General features: G+C 66.3%; 13 protein-coding genes. 9 read left to right on the top strand and 4 right to left on the bottom strand.

From position 1 onward, the window contains the following. Together P0R31_RS28560 and P0R31_RS28555 are read right to left on the bottom strand one after the other, a co-directional pair. Nucleotides 1–1,341, bottom strand: a complete 1,341-nt coding sequence (locus tag P0R31_RS28560) for a polysaccharide deacetylase family protein (RefSeq protein WP_275517735.1) — start codon at nucleotides 1,339–1,341, stop codon at nucleotides 1–3. A 156-nt stretch (nucleotides 1,342–1,497) separates the two neighbouring features. Beyond that, complete coding sequence (locus tag P0R31_RS28555; RefSeq protein ID WP_275517734.1) at nucleotides 1,498–2,325, bottom strand: polysaccharide deacetylase family protein; 828 nt, start codon at nucleotides 2,323–2,325, stop codon at nucleotides 1,498–1,500. A gap of 83 nt (nucleotides 2,326–2,408) precedes the next feature. On the opposite strand from P0R31_RS28555, the gene mgtE reads away from it, so the two are divergent. The 4 genes from mgtE (at nucleotide 2,409) to P0R31_RS28535 (ending at nucleotide 6,216) form a co-directional block, all read left to right on the top strand. Next, on the top strand, nucleotides 2,409–3,830 hold the full coding sequence (gene mgtE, locus P0R31_RS28550; RefSeq protein WP_275517733.1) for a magnesium transporter: 1,422 nt from the start codon (nucleotides 2,409–2,411) through the stop codon (nucleotides 3,828–3,830). Nucleotides 3,831–4,038: 208 nt separating this feature from the next. Beyond that, the gene (locus P0R31_RS28545) at nucleotides 4,039–4,356 is read left to right on the top strand and encodes a helix-turn-helix domain-containing protein (protein WP_275517732.1); all 318 of its coding nucleotides are present in this window, start codon (nucleotides 4,039–4,041) and stop codon (nucleotides 4,354–4,356) included. 161 nt (nucleotides 4,357–4,517) lie between these two features. Beyond that, the gene (locus tag P0R31_RS28540; RefSeq protein WP_275517731.1) at nucleotides 4,518–5,336 is read left to right on the top strand and encodes an aldo/keto reductase; all 819 of its coding nucleotides are present in this window, start codon (nucleotides 4,518–4,520) and stop codon (nucleotides 5,334–5,336) included. A gap of 49 nt (nucleotides 5,337–5,385) precedes the next feature. Then, nucleotides 5,386–6,216, top strand: coding sequence for a hypothetical protein (locus tag P0R31_RS28535; RefSeq protein ID WP_275517730.1), 831 nt, complete (start codon nucleotides 5,386–5,388; stop codon nucleotides 6,214–6,216). Nucleotides 6,217–7,103: 887 nt separating this feature from the next. Here P0R31_RS28535 and P0R31_RS28530 read toward each other — a convergent pair. Continuing rightward, nucleotides 7,104–7,817 carry a DUF599 domain-containing protein gene (locus P0R31_RS28530; protein ID WP_275517729.1) on the bottom strand — a complete coding sequence of 238 codons (714 nt, stop codon included), beginning with the start codon at nucleotides 7,815–7,817 and terminating at the stop codon, nucleotides 7,104–7,106. A 135-nt stretch (nucleotides 7,818–7,952) separates the two neighbouring features. Between P0R31_RS28530 and P0R31_RS28525 the strand changes: the two genes are divergently transcribed. From P0R31_RS28525 to P0R31_RS28510, 4 genes are all read left to right on the top strand, one after another. Then, the gene (locus tag P0R31_RS28525; protein WP_275517728.1) at nucleotides 7,953–8,615 is read left to right on the top strand and encodes a glutathione S-transferase family protein; all 663 of its coding nucleotides are present in this window, start codon (nucleotides 7,953–7,955) and stop codon (nucleotides 8,613–8,615) included. 275 nt (nucleotides 8,616–8,890) lie between these two features. After that, nucleotides 8,891–9,094 carry a hypothetical protein gene (locus tag P0R31_RS28520; protein ID WP_085969273.1) on the top strand — a complete coding sequence of 68 codons (204 nt, stop codon included), beginning with the start codon at nucleotides 8,891–8,893 and terminating at the stop codon, nucleotides 9,092–9,094. Nucleotides 9,095–9,245: 151 nt separating this feature from the next. Further along, nucleotides 9,246–10,247, top strand: a complete 1,002-nt coding sequence (locus P0R31_RS28515; protein WP_275517727.1) for a hypothetical protein — start codon at nucleotides 9,246–9,248, stop codon at nucleotides 10,245–10,247. Between the two features lie 42 nt (nucleotides 10,248–10,289). After that, nucleotides 10,290–10,730: a DUF1489 family protein gene (locus P0R31_RS28510; protein WP_275517726.1), complete on the top strand. Its 441-nt coding sequence runs from the start codon at nucleotides 10,290–10,292 to the stop codon at nucleotides 10,728–10,730. On the opposite strand, the gene panC is transcribed toward P0R31_RS28510, so the two are convergent. Further along, nucleotides 10,727–11,578: a pantoate--beta-alanine ligase gene (gene panC / locus P0R31_RS28505; protein WP_275517724.1), complete on the bottom strand. Its 852-nt coding sequence runs from the start codon at nucleotides 11,576–11,578 to the stop codon at nucleotides 10,727–10,729. The genes P0R31_RS28510 and panC overlap by 4 nt on opposite strands. A gap of 283 nt (nucleotides 11,579–11,861) precedes the next feature. Here panC and P0R31_RS28500 point away from each other — a divergent pair, with 283 nt between their 5' ends. Further along, nucleotides 11,862–12,785 (top strand): division plane positioning ATPase MipZ, encoded by a 924-nt coding sequence (locus P0R31_RS28500; RefSeq protein WP_275517723.1) that lies wholly within the window; start codon nucleotides 11,862–11,864, stop codon nucleotides 12,783–12,785. The last annotated feature ends 196 nt before the right edge of the window (nucleotides 12,786–12,981 follow it).

The raw sequence follows: 12,981 nt of genomic DNA, 5'->3' as shown, positions 1-12,981 counted from the left end.
TCAGGCGCGTTTTTTCAGGCTGGCGACGCGGGTCGGACGGGGCGGCACGCCCTTGGAGGCCGCGCCATTGGCCGCGGCGCTCTTCGCTGCGGTACTCTTGGGTACGATGTCGACGGGCTGCGCGGCATGATCCGCTGCAGCCGGCGCCGCCTGGGCGGTACGTCGCCCATGCAGCTTGGCCGTCTTGCCCTTCGCGCCTCTGCCCTGTGCTGCCTTGTCCTTGGCCGGATGCGGCCTCTCGGCCGCCATGGCGAGCCGGGTCGCGGCGCGCCGCGATGAGGTCGTCGACATCAGCACCTCGACCGAGCCTTCCGGAATCGCGAACAGATCGCGACCCGGGACGGGCAGGGTGGATGCGAGGTCCATCTGGCCCTGGCTCCGGCGCGGCAGCAGCGACTGATGCTCGCCCTGCACATTGAGGTTCGCGAGCGCAGGCGCCGACAGCGTCCTGGTCTGCGTGAACACGAAATGCGGCACACGTGGCCAGCGCGCGATCGGCGTCGTCTCGGTTGGCGGATGCAGCAGCCATTCGACCTGCGTGGTCGGCGTCGCCGGCCGTTCGGCCGTGGCGGGCACCACATGCACGATGCGATAGCCGCGCGCCTTGAGGTCGCGGATGATCTTGGGCAGCGCCGCCACCGTGCGGGCCTGGATGTCGTGCAGCAGCAGGATGCCCTTGCCCTTGGCCTCCAGCCGCTGGATCGCGAGCTGGTAGACGCGGTCGGACGACACGTGCCGCCAATCGTCGGCCGGGAAGTCGGCGCTCCAGACCTGGAGGCCGCGCGCAATCAGATGGTTCTCGATGCCCTCGGCGCGCATCAGTCCGGGAATGCGGAAGAACGGGGCGAGCTGCGACGGATCGGTCATCGCGGCCGCGGTCCATTCGATGCCGCCATTGATCTCCGCCTCGGCCTTCTCGATCGGCATCCGGTCGAAGGTCAGCGGATGGTCCATGCTGTGCGTGCCGACGGTATGGCCCGCCGCGACCAGCTTGCGTACGCCTTCCGGATTGGCCTTGGCCTGGTTGCCGACGATGAAGAAGGTCGCCTTGATGCATTCGTCGGCGAGGATCTTGAGCACCTGGTTGGAATATTTCGGGATCGGACCGTCGTCGAAGGTCAGGACGACCTCATGGTCCTTCAGCGGCAGCGTCTCGCGGTACTGCATGGTGCCGATCAGCGGATGTTCGCGCGGATCGACAACGAGGGTGCGGGAGGTGCCGAGGGCGTCGGGGTGGCCGGGACACTCGGCTGCGAGCGCGGCCGGCGAACCGGCGGTGAGCATTCCCAGACAGAGGACGATCCACGATCGCGTCCGCAAAACAACGCTACTTCCGATCATGAACCTCGTCTGCCCCCATGCAATTGGCGCTTAGATAGGTCGGAGATGCCCCAAAAGGGTTCAGCCGCAGCCGCCCTCATCTTTGAGGGGGTAGCATGAACAGAGTGTTAATTGGCCCCAAATCGCCCCATTTTGCCCCGGCGTGACATTCCGGCATCAGCGCGTATCGGCGCTCTTCCGTGATGTGCCCGCCGGGACGATGTGGACCACCCGATAGTCGTTCTCCCTCAGATACCGCAGAAACGCCGGCATCATTGCGGCCGTGCGCGCCTTGTTGTCGTGGAAGAGGATGATGCCCTTGCCGCTCGCCGCGAGGCGCTCGGTGACCAGCTTCAATTGCTGCTCCGGCGTCATCTCCTCCCAGTCGCTGGCCCATAAATCGGCCCCGAACACAATGATGCCGCGCGACTGGAGCAGGTCGAGCTGCGATTGGGTCGACTCGAAATAGGGAAAGCGGAAGAACGGCGTCGAGGGTGTCGTCGTCGAGGCTCCGTGCAGCGCCATCTCGTCTGCGGCAATGCCCCGGTCGATGTCGGCCATGGCCTTCTCGAACGGAATGCGCCCCATGAACGGATGCGAGTAGGAGTGATGCCCGACGGTGTGGCCCTCGCGGGCGATGCGCTTGACCATGTCCGGATGCTCGGAGGCGTGCTGGCCGATCAGGAAAAAGGTCGCGCGCACGCATTCCTGTGCCAGCGCCGCCAGCACCTTCGACGTCGTCGGCGGGTTCGGCCCGTCGTCGAAGGTCAGCACGACCTCGCGATCGGCCAGCGGCAGGGTCTGCGGAAAGCTCTTCAGGCCCACGCGCGGATAGGACTTGGGATCGACGCTGAGGACGCGCGAGGTGCCGAGCGCGTCCTTGCGCGGGCACTCGGCGGCCTCCGTCTCGGCGGCGCCGATGACCGTCGTGGCATTGCCGATGATGGTCGCGACGAGCGCGCCCGCCATGGTCGAGGTCCGCCTCAGTCGCAGCATCTTTGTCATTGCGCTCGGCTTTGCCTTGTGGGTATTGCCTGAAGCCTCAGCTCACACCACCGGTTCCAACCTGTCAAACGGCGAGGCGCGCCATGGATGAACATCTGGACGTTGCCCCATCGGCTGCGGATTCGGTACTCGACCACGTGCCGATGCGCAATGAAGACGGCGAAATTCGTCACGAATTCGTCGAGGAGGTCGCCCGTGCGATCGAGGCCGGGGACAGCGCGGCGCTGCGCGCCTGCGTCGCGGAGCTGCACGAAGCCGATCTCGGCGATCTGATCGGCGCCCTCGAGCCCGACGACCGCGTCCGCCTGGTCGAGCTCACCGGCCGCGATTTCGACTTCTCGGCGCTGAACGAAGTCGACGAGACCGTGCGCGAGGAGATCCTCGAGGAGCTGCCGCCGGAGACGGTCGCCGAGGGCGTCCGCGTTCTCGAATCCGACGATGCGGTCGAGCTATTGGAAACGCTCGATGCCGAGGAACAAGAAGAGATCCTGGAGAAGCTGCCGCTCAAGGAGCGCGTCGCGCTCGAGCGCAGCCTGCTGTACCCGGAAAACTCCGCCGGCCGCCGCATGCAGACCGAGTTCATCGCCGTGCCCCAGGATTTCACCGTCGGCCAGGCGATCGACTACATGCGCGAGACGCCGGATCTGCCCGACCGCTTCTACGAGATCTACGTCGTCGACAAGGAGCAGCACTGGCAGGGCGCGGTGCCGCTCGACGTGCTCCTGCGCACGCGCCGGCCGGTGGCGCTGACCGAGCTCACCGACGAGGATCGCCGCCGCGTCTCCGTCCTGGAGGACCAGGAAGAGGTGGCGCGCATGTTCGGCAAGTACAATCTCGTCGCCGCCCCGGTGCTCGACACCCAGGACCGCCTCGTCGGCGTCATCACCGTCGACGACGTCGTCGACGTCATCGAGGAGGAGGCGGACGAGGACCTCAAGGCGCTCGGCGGCGTCACCAGCGACGAAGAATTGTCGGACACGTTCCTCACCATCGCCCGCGGCCGCTTCAACTGGCTGCTGGTGAACCTCGCCACCGCGTTCCTGGCCTCCGCCGTGCTCGGCCTGTTCGAGGGCCAGCTGGAGAAGATGGTCGCGCTCGCGGTGCTGGCGCCGATCGTGGCGAGCCAGGGCGGCAATGCCGCGACCCAGACCATGACGGTGGCGGTGCGGGCGCTGGCGACGCGCGAGCTCGGCTCCTCCAACGCCTGGCGCGTGGTGATGCGCGAGGCCCTGGTCGGCCTCGTCAACGGCCTCGCCTTCGCCGTGATCACAGGCATCGCCGCGGTGGCCTGGTTCAAGATCCCGGGACTCGGCATCGTCATCGGGCTCGCCATCATCTGCAACCTCGTCGCCGGCGCGCTCGGCGGCATCCTGATCCCGATGGCGCTGGAGCGGGTGCGGGCCGACCCGGCGGTGGCGTCGGGCACGTTCGTGACCACCGTGACCGACGTCGTCGGCTTCTTCTCCTTCCTCGGGATTGCGACGCTCTGGTTCGGGTTGAAGTAGCGAACGGCGCACGCTCTCTCCACGTCATTGCGAGCGCAGCGAAGCAATCCAGAATCCCTCCGCGGAAAGATCCTGGATTGCTTCGTCGCAAGGGCTCCTCGCAATGACGGGGGAGGCGGCGGGGCACTCTAACCCTCGTGCCGCGACTGCGCTGCGTCTTTAATCCGACTTTAAGCGACCTGCCGCATCATCGCCTCTGCTTGGGGGAATGGGCATGCGGCTGCGGCTGAAGGCGGACGGACGGATCGTCGAATTGCGGGATGGGCAGGAATTTCCGGTCCAGCCGCTTTCGGTTCAGCCGACGGCCAATGCGGCGCCGGCTGACACCGGCCCGCTCGCGGTGCGCGACCTGCGCCGGCGCGCCTGCCTGACCCAGATAGAGTTCGCCGCCAGGCTCGGCGTTCCCGTCGAGACCATCCGCAACTGGGAGCAGGGCAAACGCGCCCCGCGCGGCCCGGCCCGCGCACTGCTCACGGTGATCGCGCATGCCCCCGACACGGTGTTCCAGGCGCTCGCCAAGGCCTGACGCCAAGACCTGACGCCAAGGCCTGACACCAAGGCCTGACGCACAACCTCCCGTTAGGCCTGCATCGAATTTCCCGCCAGGCTGCCGCGGCTTCCGTTGGCAGCATCATCGACCGGGTCCATAATGACGTCTGGGGCTGTCGCAACGGAAGAGGATTCCTCATGCTGTTCGTCGAGGCCAATGGCGCAAGGATTCCGGCGATCGGTCTCGGGACCTGGGAGCTGAGCGGAAGGCCGGCTGCGCGCGTGGTCGAGCAGGCGCTACGGCTCGGCTATCGCCATATCGACACCGCGCAGGTCTACGACAATGAGCGCGAGGTCGGCGACGGCTTGCGCGCCTCCGGCGTGCGCCGCGACGACGTATTCCTCACCACCAAGGTCTGGACCAACCATTTCGCACCCCATGATCTCGAACGCTCGGTGAAGGAGAGCCTCGCTCGTCTGCGGCTTCCCTCGGTCGATCTGTTGTTGCTGCACTGGCCCAATCCTCATGTGCCGCTCGTGGAGACGCTGGGCGCGCTCTCGCATGCGAAGACGATGGGCCTGACCCGCCACATCGGCGTCTCCAATTTCACCGTGGCACTGATCGAGCAGGCGGTCACGCTGTCGGCGGAGCCGCTGGTCTGCAACCAGGTCGAGTATCACCCCTATCTCGATCAGGCGAAGGTGAGGGCGGCCTGCGACCAGCATGGCCTTGCCCTCGTCGCCTACAGCCCGATCGCCAAGGGCCGAATCAAGTCCGACCAGACGCTGGCCGAGATCGGTCGCGTCCATCGCAAGACGGCCGCGCAGGTCTGCCTGCGCTGGCTGGTGCAGCAGAATGTCGCTGCGATCCCGCGCACCTCGCGCATCGAGCGCCTGTCGGAGAACATCGAGATCTTCGATTTCGAGCTGTCGGAAGACGAGATGGACCGGATCGCCGCGCTCGCCAATCCGAAGGGACGCCTGACCGACTTTGGCTTCGCCCCGAAATGGGATTGAGAGGGACCCGGGGTATGCTAGGACCGCGGCGGCAACCCAAGATCGGTCGATGGAACTGGGGAAGATCATACGGACGGACATTGCCGCCTCGGCAATCGCCCATCTGACGCTGGTGGCGCTGATCATCGTGATCAGCGAGGTCCGTCCATTTCATAGCCAGCCGCCCGAAACCGTCGCGGTCGACATCGTCACGCCGGAGCAGGTGACGCAGGAGGAAACCAAGGCCGAGGAGAAGAGGGAAGAGGCGAAGCCGCCGGAGCCGCTCCCCGATCTGAAGTTGCCGAAGCCGGATAAGGCGGAAGCATCGAAGCCTGCGGCCAGGCCGCAGGCGGCAGCACCATCGCCGTCACAGCAGGCCTCGCCTGAGCCGCAGCAGAAGCAGCCGCAGGCCTCGAAGCAGCGTGAGGCCAACGCGCAGCCGCCGCCGCCGGCCGCGCCGCCGCCAGCCTATCAGACGCCGCAACCGGACGTCACCATCAAGTACGGGGTCATGCTGGGCTTGCCGCCCGAATTGCCGGTCGAGCCGAAAGGCGCCAAGGATGACGGCGGCGATGCCAACGATTCAATCGCTGCGAAGCTTCCGCCCGAGGTCATCGCGGAGCTTCGCCGTCACTTGCGCGGCTGCGCCAAGCTGCCGCCCGGCGTCGCACCGACCGACAACGTCCATGTCAAGCTGCGCACCGTGTTCGCCACCGACGGCACGCTGGCGCGCGAGCCCATCCTGATCGAGGCGCCGCCGTCCGCCAAGGGCGTGGCCATCGTCAAGTCCGCAACGAGCGCGCTGCAGAACTGCCAACCCTACAAGATGCTGCCGGCCAATCTGTACGGGGAATGGAAGGTGCTGGATCTGCCGTTCAGCCCGAAGGATTTCGGCGGATAGCGCGTCGTCGTGTAGTCGTGTAGCCCGGATGGAGCAAAGCGTAGTCCGGGCTGCTCGCCCGGCATCTCGAATTGTCCCGGATTACGCTCGCGCTCCATCCGGGCTACGAGAGCAGGGTGTTTCGCTTCTCTGTCAATCGGTCCGCATAAAAATATTCCGCTTTACCGAAATTCGGAAATGGCGTATGTGTCGCCCATCCCGGCTCAATCTCGAGGGGCGATCATGCGGTCGTCATTGTCGCGGGCCGGGCTTGCGGTGGACGCGGCAGCGTCGGCATGAGAGGTGCGGGCAGGGCGGGTAGTCCCTGTGAGCTCGCGGCCGCGTGCGGACGAACGGCGCTGCTAGGCTTCGTCTCGTTTGTAAGTTCCCGGCTCCGTCGACAGGGCTGGGAATACTGCGGCGAAATGGCGGGCCGTGCGTACGGCAAAACCGTGTGGTCCTGGCCGTCGTTGCTACGGTCAAGCCTTTCGCGGAGGTGCGAGCGAGCCCAACCGGGCGGACTGCATCATTCAAATTCGCGAGGCGAGGGAGGCCAGAGAGAACTCGGCTCCCGGGAGAGCGCGGCATAAGCCGTCCGACCATCGCGCAGGGAAGGCCGTGTGTTGGGCTTCACCTGTATGCTGCTGTGCGGTTCTTCCTGCGCGTGCCTTTCGCGCAGCGGACCGCGGGTGCCGCCGGCACCCGGTCTTCCCTGCGCCCTCTTGGCTCAAGAGGGCGGCGAGATCAAGCGAAGCTCGGGCGACATGCGCCGCGAGATCGCGAAGGCATGTCTGCGATGCCGTAGGATGGGTAGAGCGAAGCGAAACCCATCATGCTTCGGCGAGGAGGATGCGTGATGGGTTTCGCTTCGCTCTACCCATCCTACGAGTGCACGTGAGAGTGCCGCCTCAATGACCACGCTTCCGCACCTCTTCGCCATCCACCTCAAGCGCCATCGCGGCCCAGGCGCTGGACGCGAACTGCCGCCGCCAGGTCACGACCACGACCGCTGCCGTGGTCACGAACAGCACCCAGGGGCTGACGAACCAGCCGAGATAGCCGAGCGCGAAGAAGAAGGCGCGCTGACCGCGGTTGAAGTGGCGGCCGGCGGATTCGAACAGGCGGGAGGTGCGGATGACGTGGGCTTCAGCCTCGGGGGTGTCGCGCTGCGAGGCCGGCGGCATGCCGCCGAACAGGATGGCGACATAGTTGAACAGGCGATAGGCCCAGGCGAACTTGAAGAAGGCGTAGACGCAGATCAGCACGAGGCCGACGCATTTCAGCTCCCACATCGCCGGCGAGGTGCTGAGGTCGATCGGCAGCTTGCTCAGGATCGTGATGGCGTCGTTGGTGGCGTGCAGCAGCGCCAGCGCGCCGCCGAGCGCGAACAGGCTGGTGGAGGCGAAGAAGGCGGTGCCGCTCTGGAGCGAGGCCATGATCTGCATGTCGACCATCCGCGTCTCGCGGTCGAGCAGCCGGCGCACCCAGACCTCGCGATAACGGTTCATGCGCGCCGACAGGCTGTCGCGGCCGTAGGCCGAGTGCTCCAGCGTCAGGGCATAGGCCAGCCATTCGATGATGAAGAAGCCGACGGCGGTAATGTCGACCCAATGCCTGCTCATGTCGGTCTCATGTCTGTCTCTTGGCAAGGACCGCAACGATTGCCACGCATGAAGGGGCGCAGCAACGATTGATTGGCGGCAGGCGATGGCGCTAAAAGCGGCTGCAACTGCAGGACTCAACGAAGGACCAGTGACATGGCTGCGCTGAAACTCGCGATCGGCAACAAGAACTACTCGTCATGGTCGATGCGGCCCTGGCTCGCGCTCCGCGCCAACGACATCCCGTTCGTGGAGACGCTGATCCCGCTCTACACTGACGATCCCGCCGACAAGGCGCAGATCCTGTCCTTCAGCCGCGCCGGCAAGGTGCCGGTGCTGGTCGACGGCGACGTCACCGTGTGGGATTCGCTCGCCATCATCGAGTACATCGCCGAGCGCTATCCGGAAGCGAAGCTCTGGCCTGACGACGTCGCCGCGCGCGCGCATGCCAGGTCGGTATGCGCCGAAATGCATTCCGGCTTTGTGACGCTGCGCAACGAATGCGGCATGAACCTGCATCGGCCGATCCGCGCCGTGGCGCTGTCGGCGGATGCCAAGGCGAACGTCGCGCGCATCGAGGAGATCTGGCGCGAGTGCCGCACCCGCTATGGCGCACAGGGACCGTTCCTGTTCGGCCGCTTCGGTGCGGCGGACGCCATGTATGCCCCCGTCGTGCACCGCTTCCGCACCTACGCGATCGAGGTGGCGCCAGACACCAGGGCCTACATGGAGACCATGATGGCGCTGCCGGCGTTCCAGGAATGGACCCGGGATGGACTGGCCGAAACGCTCGTCATCGCCAAGTTCGAGGATGCCTGAGCGGCAGCCCGACCGGCGCCGGCCGGCGGCGGGGGCGCCAGCCGATCGGGGGGAGGGTGCGACAGGCCTGCGACATGTCGGCGGAATAAGCAGCTCCGCCGGTATCACCGCCCCACCGGCTGTCCCGTTATCATCCTGAAATAACTGCAAAAATTGTGCGCGGGCCATGCCGGCATGGCGCTGGCCAAAAGCATCGGACGCGTGCTATACACCCGCCCGGGTTTCCGGCCGGCCCTCGCAGTGGGACACTGGGCGAGGCGGGCGCTGTTTGAGTAATGGAGAGGGTGTTGAAGCACAAATTCCCCGTGGGAACGCGCGTCCTGTTCACGGCCAGTAATGTCGCGCGTCCGGCTGCGAGCGGCGCGTATGAAGTCATCCGTCTGCTCCCGACCGAAGGCGACGACTGCCAGTATCGGATCAAAAGCTCGACCGAAGCCTTCGAGCGCGTCGCCAAGGAAAGCCAGCTCGCGCTCTCCTGACGACGCCGTCAGTGCATAGGCGCTTCCCGGGAATTGTACTCTGCCGCCGTCAAAAGGCCCGCTTACCTTCACAAGGGTGGGCGGGGGCAGTTGCCGGCTCGCGGTGCTCGCTTGACCATCCGCTCTTCGCTCGCGTGAGGGGACGTCGCGCATGAACTGGGCATGGGCCACTTCGCTCGACCAAATCTGGAGCTCGCCGGCCTTCCCGATGTGGATGACGCTGGCGGCTGCCGGATTCTTCGGATTTATCCTCCTGATCACGCTGCTGCGCGCCGACCGATCGGTTGCGAACGGGGCGTTGACCGTCATTACCCTGCTATCCATCGCGATTGCCGGCGCAGCCACGATGCGTCTCTATGGACCGGACGCGCCGTCCGCTCCGGCCGAGGCGCGCGCGCAAGCTGTGGTGAGCGCGAGTCTTCCCGCGCTGTCCTGTCTCGACGATCTCGCCGGCGATGCCGTTGGCGCCGGCTGCGAGAAGGCGCTGTTCGGCGCGCCTGACGCTGCGGCCGCGGCGGTCTCCTACACCGCCGCCAGGATCGACCGCCTGACCGGGCTCGGCGATGTCGCCACGGCGGAGAAGAGCCTGACCCTCGACATGAAGGTGTTGCGCAAGTCGCTCGAGCGGGATCGTTATGGTCTCGTTGCACATGTGCTGGTGGCGCGCGACGGCTGCACGCAGTTCGATTGCGCTGCGTTCCGCTCGCTGACCGACCAGCAGCAGGTTGCCGCCAACATGACTTCCCATCTCTACGAGACCCTGGTTGCGCGCTATGCGCCGACCTGGAACGCGCCCGCAGCAGCCGCAGCGGCGATGCCCGCCAACGCCGCCCTCGCCGGACTGCCGCCGTCAATGCCGACGGGCAGGCCGACCAATGCCGAGTTCCCGAGCGCGTCCTCGACGCCGCCGGTGAGCATCATGAATCCGGAGCCCACGGCGGCGACGCGCCAGGCCGCGCCGGCGGCAAATGCGGCGGCAGCACCGCGCGCGCCGGCCGCAGCCTCCGCACAGGCCGCAGCGCCTCCGGCATCGAGCCCGCCGGCTGCGAAGAAGCCGCCGCCCCAAAAGGCTGCGCGTGCGCCTGCGGCGCCGGTTCCGCTCGCGCCGCCGCCGGCCTCGACCGCCGCTCCCGCGCCTGCGGATAACGAGTAGATCGGCATTCCAAATGCTGGGTTGCCCGGCTAATGCTTGGGCATGCCACTCCATCTGATCAAGCTCGCCGTCGGCTGCGACTCCGTCAAGGAATTGAAGGAGTGGGTGGCCGAACGGATGCAGACCGCCAAGAAGAAGGGTCTGCCGCAACATCACATCCACATCACGCGCATGGTGCCCAAGCGCGACGCCGAGATCCTCGCCGGCGGCTCGCTCTACTGGGTGATCAAGGGCGAGATCGCCGCGCGCGAAAAGATCATCGGCATCGAGCCGTTCCGCGACAAGGACGGCATCGGGCGCTGCCGGATCGTGATGCAGCCGAAAGTGATCTCGGTCTCGCCGCGGCTGATGCGCCCGTTCCAGGGCTGGCGCTATCTGACCGACGATTCCGTGCCGGCCGATCTCGGCAAGTCCGCGGCCGGCTCGATTGCGGCGATGCCGGAGCCGATGCGGCGCGAGCTGCGTGACCTCGGACTGCTCTAAACAGCCATATTGTCGATCAGCCGGGTGGTGCCGAGCTTGGCCGCGACCAGGATCCGCAGGGGGCCGTCCTTGCGCGAGGTGACCGGTGCCAGCGTCTCGGCATGGCGGACCTCGTAATAGTCGAGTACCAAGCCGGCCGCCTTGATCATCTCCGCACCGCCGGCCATCGCCGGCGCGATCGAATCGCCGGCACGGATGCGCCCGGCGCTCTCTCTCATGGCGCGGTAGAGGACAGTGGCGGTCTGGCGCTCCTCGGGCGACAGGTAGACGTTGCGCGAGGACATCGCGAGTCCGTCGCGCTCGCGCACGGTGCGGGAGCCGATCACCTTGACGCCGAGGTCGAGGTCGCGCGCCATCTGCGTCACCACCCGCAATTGCTGGAAATCCTTTTCGCCGAAGATTGCGACATCCGGCCGGCACTGCGTGAACAGCTTGCCGACGACGGTGGCGACACCGCTGAAGAAGTGCGGGCGGAAGCGGTCCTCGAGGCCGGCCAGCGCCGGCCCCTCAGGCACGATGCGGGTGGCAAACCCCTCTGGATACATGGCCGCGACGCCCGGGTGCCAGACGATATCGACGTCCTCGGCCGCCAGCTTGGCGATGTCGGCCTTCCAGGTGCGCGGATAGGCGCCGAAATCCTCGGTCGGAGCGAACTGGGTCGGGTTGACGAAGATCGACACCACGACGCGGCTGGCGCGCCGCTTGGCGAGGCGAACCAGCGACACATGCCCGTCATGGAGCGCTCCCATGGTCGGGACCAGTGCGATCGTGGCCTTTCGCTTGCGGAGATTGTCGACGGCGCGTCGCAGGGCAGGGACCGTGCGGGCGATCAATGGGCTTGCTGACATCGGGACTCGGCGATTGGGAAGCGGCGCAGGTGCGGGCGTCGCGCCCGGCCGGCTAACCTTAACAAGCGGAGATCGTGGACGCCATGCATCCGGATGCGGCACAGCATCCCGCGCGAGGTGGCGTAGAACGTCGCGGCATTTGTGGGCTGGATCACAGACGAAAGACGGCGCCGCGATACATCGTGAGAACGGCGCATTGCAATTTGCATTACCTGTCACGCATTTCACTTGACCGCTGACGCGGTCAACTCGAAGATATTCGCAAGGGGTGTTGAGGATCGCCATGCTTGTGCAGGCTAGCCAAGGCCAATCCGGCTCGGCGCACGTGGTCGTGCTCGGCAACGAGAAGGGTGGCTCCGGCAAATCGACCACCGCCCTGCACATCGCCGTTGCGCTTCTGAAGGCCGGCCAGCGCGTTGCCACCATCGACCTCGACTGCCGCCAGCAGAGCTTCACGCGCTACATCGGCAACCGGTCCGCCTGGGCACAACGTACCAAGCTCGACCTCGAGCTTCCGGTGCATCGCTGCATCAAGCTCGGCGACACCATGCAGATTGCCGAGAACGAGAATTCCGAGTTCCAGCAGTTCATGGAAGCCGTCTCCGCGGTCGAGAGCAGCTTCGACTTCATCGTCATCGATACGCCCGGCACCGACAGCTATCTGATGCGGCTCGCGCATTCGATGGCCGACACCCTGGTCACGCCGATCAACGACAGCTTCCTCGATTTCGACGTGCTCGGCACCGTCGATCCCGCGACTTACGCAGTGACGGGCGAGAGCCACTACGCCGAGATGGTGCGTGATGTCAGGCGCAAGCGACGCCAGCTCGACGGCGCGACCACCGACTGGATCGTCGTGCGCAACCGCTTGTCCATGCTCGGCTCGCGCAACAAGCAGCTCGTCGCCGAGGGCCTGAAGGATCTGTCGCTGCGGCTCGGCTTCCGCTACGTCGACGGCTTCGCCGAGCGCGTCGTGTACCGCGAATTCTTCCCGCGCGGCCTGACCGCCCTCGATGATATCGACGAGGCCACGCTCGGTATGCGGCCCAATCTCGGCCATCTCACTGCGCGGGAGGAGGTGACGAGCCTGCTCCGCCAGCTCAAGCTCCCGCTCGACGAGCGCGGCCGCCGCCGCGCGGCCAACCGGGCCGAGTGGTTCAGCCAGGTCGACAAGCCGCTCGAGGTCCACGACATCCTCGGCGCCTGACGTCGCGGTATATCGCTACTCCCGGCCGATCCGGGCCCTCGGCTGGCGCGGGAACCCGGTGTGCGCCACGCGCGTTTTCACCCTGCATTGACTGCGAGTCGAACCCGATCGAGATCGGTTGCGTCGAATAGGGACCTGCACCCTGACGTAGCGGTATGACAATGGGGTGCTCACGGAACGAGTGCGACGCACAATG

It is taken from the genome of Bradyrhizobium yuanmingense (genome assembly GCF_029167105.1).
Lineage (GTDB): Bacteria > Pseudomonadota > Alphaproteobacteria > Rhizobiales > Xanthobacteraceae > Bradyrhizobium > Bradyrhizobium yuanmingense_A.
The sequence above is the reverse complement of the archived record's forward strand: the minus strand, read 5'-3'. Positions and strand labels throughout refer to the sequence as shown.

Bases quoted from the DNA above. Each gene is read 5' to 3' on its own strand.
- P0R31_RS28560 (WP_275517735.1), bottom strand. From the start codon at position 1,341: ATGATCGGAAGTAGCGTTGTTTTGCGGACGCGATCGTGGATCGTCCTC.
- P0R31_RS28555 (WP_275517734.1), bottom strand. From the start codon at position 2,325: ATGACAAAGATGCTGCGACTGAGGCGGACCTCGACCATGGCGGGCGCG.
- mgtE (WP_275517733.1), top strand. From the start codon at position 2,409: ATGGATGAACATCTGGACGTTGCCCCATCGGCTGCGGATTCGGTACTC.
- P0R31_RS28545 (WP_275517732.1), top strand. From the start codon at position 4,039: ATGGGCATGCGGCTGCGGCTGAAGGCGGACGGACGGATCGTCGAATTG.
- P0R31_RS28540 (WP_275517731.1), top strand. From the start codon at position 4,518: ATGCTGTTCGTCGAGGCCAATGGCGCAAGGATTCCGGCGATCGGTCTC.
- P0R31_RS28535 (WP_275517730.1), top strand. From the start codon at position 5,386: ATGGAACTGGGGAAGATCATACGGACGGACATTGCCGCCTCGGCAATC.
- P0R31_RS28530 (WP_275517729.1), bottom strand. From the start codon at position 7,817: ATGAGCAGGCATTGGGTCGACATTACCGCCGTCGGCTTCTTCATCATC.
- P0R31_RS28525 (WP_275517728.1), top strand. From the start codon at position 7,953: ATGGCTGCGCTGAAACTCGCGATCGGCAACAAGAACTACTCGTCATGG.
- P0R31_RS28520 (WP_085969273.1), top strand. From the start codon at position 8,891: ATGGAGAGGGTGTTGAAGCACAAATTCCCCGTGGGAACGCGCGTCCTG.
- P0R31_RS28515 (WP_275517727.1), top strand. From the start codon at position 9,246: ATGAACTGGGCATGGGCCACTTCGCTCGACCAAATCTGGAGCTCGCCG.
- P0R31_RS28510 (WP_275517726.1), top strand. From the start codon at position 10,290: ATGCCACTCCATCTGATCAAGCTCGCCGTCGGCTGCGACTCCGTCAAG.
- panC (WP_275517724.1), bottom strand. From the start codon at position 11,578: ATGTCAGCAAGCCCATTGATCGCCCGCACGGTCCCTGCCCTGCGACGC.
- P0R31_RS28500 (WP_275517723.1), top strand. From the start codon at position 11,862: ATGCTTGTGCAGGCTAGCCAAGGCCAATCCGGCTCGGCGCACGTGGTC.